Annotated in this window: 4 protein-coding genes; 3 read left to right on the top strand and 1 reads right to left on the bottom strand. The window is 71.4% G+C overall.

Going from position 1 to position 4,740, the window contains the following annotated elements:
* From FV228_RS20735 to FV228_RS20725, 3 genes are all read left to right on the top strand, one after another.
* On the top strand, window positions 1–1,765 hold a 1,765-nt coding region (locus FV228_RS20735; RefSeq protein WP_147856344.1), incomplete at its 5' end, for a branched-chain amino acid ABC transporter ATP-binding protein/permease.
* Window positions 1,766–1,770: 5 nt separating this feature from the next.
* On the top strand, window positions 1,771–2,529 hold the full coding sequence (locus FV228_RS20730) for an ABC transporter ATP-binding protein (RefSeq protein ID WP_147856343.1): 759 nt from the start codon (window positions 1,771–1,773) through the stop codon (window positions 2,527–2,529).
* Between the two features lie 250 nt (window positions 2,530–2,779).
* Window positions 2,780–3,331, top strand: a complete 552-nt coding sequence (locus FV228_RS20725; protein ID WP_246693973.1) for an SAM-dependent methyltransferase — start codon at window positions 2,780–2,782, stop codon at window positions 3,329–3,331.
* Window positions 3,332–3,358: 27 nt separating this feature from the next.
* On the opposite strand, the gene FV228_RS20720 is transcribed toward FV228_RS20725, so the two are convergent.
* A complete protein-coding gene (locus FV228_RS20720; RefSeq protein ID WP_147856342.1) occupies window positions 3,359–4,702 on the bottom strand; it encodes an amino acid permease in 1,344 nt (447 codons plus the stop codon).
* Between the last annotated feature and the right edge of the window lie 38 nt (window positions 4,703–4,740).

Below are 4,740 nucleotides of genomic sequence, written 5' to 3'. Positions count from 1 at the left end.
CGCCTACGCCGCGCTCGTTGCGGCCGCGGTGGCGCTCGCCGCGACGACGCCGTTCAGCGGCTACGTCCTCAACATCCTGATGCAAGCTGCGACCTACGCGATCGCAGTGATCGGGCTCACGGTGGTGCTCGGGCTGTGCGGCCAGATCAACCTGGCCCAGGCCGCCTTCTTCGGGATCGGCGCCTACGCGGTCGGCCTTGGCACGGTGGACCACGGCCTGAATTTCTGGCTGTGCCTGCCGATCGGGCTGGCGCTGGCGGTCGTGCTCGGCGCGATTCTCGGCGCCTCGACGCTGCGGCTCGGCGGCCACTACCTCGCCATGGTGACGATCTCGTTCCAGCAGATCCTCACCCTGGTCCTGACCAACTGGATCCCGGTCACCCACGGGCCGGACGGGGTGCCCAACATCCGCCGCCCCGCCCTGTTCGCGGACGGGCAGAGCTACCTCGCGCTGTGCGTGCTGGTCCTGGCGGTGGTCGGCTGGCTGGTCTGGCACCTGCCGCGGACCCGGCTCGGGCGCGCCATGCGGGCGGTGCGCGACAACGAACTGGCCGCGGGCGTCAGCGGCATCGACGTCTACCGCACCAAGGTCGCGGCCTTCGCCATCGGGGCACTGCTGGCGGGGCTGGGCGGCGGGCTGTTTGCCGGCAGCTTCACGTATATCAGCCCGGACCAGTTCTCCTTCGCCGAGTCGATCGTCTTCCTGACCATGGCGCTCTTGGGCGGCGTCGGCTCGCCGGTCGGCGCCGTGATCGGCACGGGCCTGCTGATCCTGATCCCCGAATGGCTGCGCTTCCTCAAGGAGATCCCGGGCCTGTACCTGGCGATCTACGGGCTGGCGGTGATCCTGATCGTCGTGTTCATGCCCGACGGCATCTGGGGCTTCCTGGGCGATCAGGTCCGGCGGCTGCGGCCCGCCAAGCCTGCGCCTGCGCCCGCCCCGGAGCTGACCCTGAGCCAGGAGCGCGACGCCTCGGCGACGCTGCTGACGGTGTCGGGCCTGTCCAAGCATTTCGGCGGCCTCAAGGCCGTGGACGCAATCGACTTCACCGTCACCCGCGGCGGCATCCACGCGCTGATCGGCCCGAACGGCTCGGGCAAGACCACGACGCTCAACGTCCTGTCCGGCCTCTACACCCCGACCGGCGGCACCATGCGCCTCCAGGACCGGGACATCACCCGGTTTCCCCCGCACCGGCGCGCCGCGGTCGGGATCGGGCGCACGTTCCAGAACATCCGCCTGTTCCGCTCGATGAGCGCCCTGGAGAACGTGGTGATCGGCGCCGAGCGTCCGAACAACCCCCTCGGCGCAAGCGACCGGCCGGCGCTGGAGGCCCGGGCGCGCGCGGCCCTGGCCTTCGTCGGGCTGGAGGCGCGGGCGCAGGAGCCGATCTCGGGCTTCTCCTACGGGCACCAGCGCCTGATCGAGATCGCCCGGGCGCTCGCCGGCAACCCGACGCTGCTGCTCCTCGACGAGCCGGCCGCCGGGCTCAATTCCAGCGAGAAGAACGCCCTGACGGTGCTGCTGCGCCGGATGGCGGCCAAGGGCCTGACCATCCTGATCATCGACCACGACATGACCCTGGTCAGCGACGTGGCGAGCCACGTCACCGTCCTGAACTTCGGCCGGCGCATCGCGGACGGGGTCACCGCCACCGTGTTGCGCGAGCCCGCCGTGATCGAGGCCTATCTCGGGGAGGACGCCGCGACCGGGCCGGGCGCGGGGCTCCAGACCGCGTTGAAGACCGATCTCGCGCCGGCCTGAGCAGGATGAGCACCGCCGTGTCGAACCCGGTCCTGGAGATCCGCGACCTCACCGTCCGCTACGGCGAGATCGAGGCGGTGCGCGGGCTCTCGTTCGTGGTCGGCACGGGCGAGGTCGTGACCCTGCTGGGCTCCAACGGCGCCGGCAAGTCGACCACCCTCAAGGCGATCTCCGGCCTCGTGAAGCCGGCGGGCGGCAGCATCCTGCTCGACGGGCAGCCGCTCCACGGCCTGAAGCCCGAGGCGATCGTGCGTCTCGGCGTCGCCCACGTGCCCGAGGGGCGCCGGGTCTTCCCGGGGCTCACCGTGCGCGAGAACATCATGCTCGGCGCCTCGAACCGGTCCGGCGTCCCGAAGCGCGCACTGCGCGACGAGGTCGAGGCGATGTTCGAGCTGTTCCCCGACATCCGGCGGTTCGGCGACGCGCTCGGCTGGACCCTGTCGGGCGGCCAGCTCCAGATGGTGGCGCTCGCCCGCGGCCTGATGGCCAAGCCGCGGCTCCTGCTGCTCGACGAGCCCTCGCTCGGTCTCGCCCCGGTGATCGTCCAGGCGGTGTTCGCGATCATTGCGGAGGTGCGCCGCCGCGGCACGACGGTGCTGCTGGTCGAGCAGAACGCCCGCATGGGCCTGTCGGTGGCCGACCGGGGCTACGTGCTGGAGACCGGCCGCCTCGTCCTCGAAGGCGACCCGCAGGCGCTCTGGGCCAACGACGACATCCGCGCCGCGTATCTCGGCGGCCGCGCCGCGGCGGGCAGCGCCGCCTGACGCCGCAGCCCGGAACCGCCCCGACTGGGCCCGGTTTCACCGTCACAGTCCCGAAGGCGCGGTGAGGCCCCTCGTGCGTGATCGCAAGCCAGCCTCCCGGCGCCGCCTGCTGCAAGCCGGAGGCGCGGCCGTGACGAGCGCGATGCTCGGAATTCAAAGTGCCTCAGGCACCGAGGCCGACCCCAAGCAGCCCGCCGAGACGCCGACGGGCCGCCGCGCGAAGAGCCTCGATACCGATTACTTCAAGGGCATGTACGCCACGGAGTCGGATCCGTGGCGCTTCGCCACGAGCGCCTATGAGCGCGACAAGTATGCGGCCACGCTGGCGGCCCTGCCGCGGGCCCGCTACGCGTCGGGCCTCGAGGTCGGCTGCTCGATCGGCGTGTTCACGCATCAGCTCTGCCCCCGGTGCGACGCGCTGATCGGGCTCGACGTGGTGCCCTCCGTCCTGGACGAGGCCCGGGCGCGCTGCGCCGATTGCCCGAACGTGCGCTTCCAGCTCGCGGCCGTTCCGGGCGCATGGCCGGACGGGCGGTTCGACCTGATCCTGATCTCCGAGGTGGCCTATTATCTCGACCGCGCCGACCTTGCCCGGCTGGTCGCCCGGGTGGCGGGCTCGGTGCTTCCCGAAGCGGACATCGTGCTGGTCCACTGGCTCGGCGTCACCCATTACCCGCTCTCCGGCGACGAGGCGGCGGAAGGCTTCATCGCGGGCGCCCAAGGTTTTGCGCGGGTCCTGAAGCAGTCGCGAACCGCCGAGTATCGGCTGGACGTCCTGCGGGCGTTCAAGCCCGCTTCCTGACAGGTGTGATCGCGCGCGGCCCCGGCCTCACCGCGGCGGCGCCCTGCGCGCCGTCGTCCGCTCCCGCGCCGTCGCGATGCCGTACAGGAGGAGGCCGGCCAGCATCAGTGCGAGCCCGGCGAGGGACTGCAGCGGCCGGACGGTCACGAGGTGGACCAGCATGAACAGCGTCACCGACAGGAAGATCATCGGCGTCACCGGGTAGCCCCAGGCCCGGAACGGCCGCGGCAGGTCGGGCCGGGTGATCCGGAGCTTGATCAGCCCGATCACGGTCAGGAACGAGCACAGGATCAGGCTGAACTGGATGAAGTCGAGCACCGCCTCGAAGCTCTGGGTGAACAGCAGGATGGTGGCGATGCAGGCCTGAAGGAGAAGCGCTGCGCCCGGCACCCCGCGCCGCGAGCGCCGGGCGAACAGGCGCAGCAGAGCCACGTCCTCGCCCATAGCGACGGTGACGCGCGGGCCGATCCACATCATCGCGCCGATCGTCGGGATCAGCCCGGCGCAGATCAGCCCGCCCACGATGCGGCCGCCCACATCGCCGAAGACGTGACGGCCGGCGATCACCGCGACCTCGACCTGGCCGGCGAGTTCGGCGGCGGGCGTCGTGTAGAGGAACACCGCGTTCAGCGCGATCGAGAGCGCGACGACGAGGCCGGTCCCGAAGAACAGCGCCCGCGGCAGGCTGCGCGGCGGGTCGGCGAGTTCGCCGACGATGTAGGTCGCGGCGTTCCAGCCCGAATAGGCGTACATCACGAAGACGAGGCTGATCGCGAAGCTGGCGCTGACGACCTGCGCCGGATCGAACGAAGCGGGCGAAAAGCCGATCGCCTGGCCGCCCCCACGCGCGAAACCCGCCCCGATGAAGGCGACGATCAGCGCCAGCTTCAGCAGCGTGAACCCGATCTGGAACGCGCTGCTGTGGCGCGTACCCCGCAGGTGGACCAGCGAGACGATCCAGATCGCCGCGAGGCCGAGCAGGAGCGGCGGCACCCCGGGCAGCACCGCCTTGCCGTACTGGCCGAGCGCCATGGCGGCGAGCGCCACCGGCGCGGCGAAGCCGACAGTGCCCGAGAGCCACCCGGCCATGAACCCGATCGCCGGGCTGTAGATCTGCGTAAGGAGGTTGTACTCGCCGCTGGAGCGGGGAAACATCGTGGCGAGTTCGGCGTAGCAGAGCGCCCCGCACAGCGCGACCACGCCCCCGACGAACCACAGCAGCAGCAGCGTGAAGCCGGACGGGATGTCGGCGACCTGGAAGCCGAGGCTGGTGAAGACGCCGATGCCGATCATGTCGGCCACGACGATGGCCGTCGCCGCCAGCGTGGAGACGGTCGGGGCGGCTTTGGCAGCGCCGGATCGGTCGGTCATGACGTCGGCCCGTCGCGGCCAGCCGCCGGGACGGGGGG

Source organism: Methylobacterium sp. WL18 (genome assembly GCF_008040015.1).
In the GTDB taxonomy this organism is placed as follows: domain Bacteria; phylum Pseudomonadota; class Alphaproteobacteria; order Rhizobiales; family Beijerinckiaceae; genus Methylobacterium; species Methylobacterium mesophilicum.
The sequence above is the reverse complement of the archived record's forward strand: the minus strand, read 5'-3'. Positions and strand labels throughout refer to the sequence as shown.